Here is a 700-nt window from a genome sequence, read left to right as displayed (position 1 = left end):
CCGGCAGGCGGTCGAAGACCCCGGCGGCGGCCAGCAGCGACGGCCAGGCCGCGGCGTCCGCACCGAGATCCACCGCCTCGGCGGAGCCGCCGTGGGCCGTCCGTACGGTGACGATCAGATGGTCCTCCCGGCGCTGGAGCAGGGCGACGTCTCGCGCTGCCAGGCCGGCCTCGGCGGCCAACTCGCGTACCTGGGCGTCGAGGTCACGGTCGTCGAAGAACCAGTCGGCCAGCCGTGCCGGAACCGTCTGATCGCTCGTGATGAGGTCTCGCCACGCCGTGACCTCGTCCCGGCCGCCGAGCGCGTACGACGGCACTCCGGCTGCGGACAACCAGCGCAGGACACCGCCCAATCCATCGACATCCTCGGCGCCGTCCTCGGCACCGGCCTCGGCATCGGCGAGACCCCGCAGGTCCAGCGCCGCGGCATGGCAGGTGTCGCCGGTCCGCAACCGCAGGACGTGAGCGACGCGCGCCCCGAGGTGGTGGTAGACGTCCTCGCGATAGGGAACCTTCGCATGCTGGTAGAGCGCCGGATGGTGCGACTTCGCGGCACCGAGCGAGCGGAGCACCGCTTCGAGATCCACCAGGTGGACGTTGGGCCGGTCGGCCAGCGCGGCCCGCATCGCCTCGCGCGCCGCCGCGGCCTCAGCGCCCCGGCCGTCGGACCAGCAGTCGCCGGCGACGCCCAGCGGATCGGC

General features: G+C 73.9%; 1 protein-coding gene. It reads right to left on the bottom strand.

Annotated elements, in window-relative coordinates; all coding sequences use genetic code 11:
- The coding region (locus QR77_RS47100; RefSeq protein WP_040025971.1) for a hypothetical protein at window positions 1-700 on the bottom strand (700 nt) is incomplete at both ends.

This window comes from Streptomyces sp. 150FB, from assembly GCF_000818195.1.
Taxonomy (GTDB): domain Bacteria; phylum Actinomycetota; class Actinomycetes; order Streptomycetales; family Streptomycetaceae; genus Streptomyces.
Note: the sequence above shows the minus strand (reverse complement) of the source record. Positions and strands in the feature narration are given on the sequence as shown.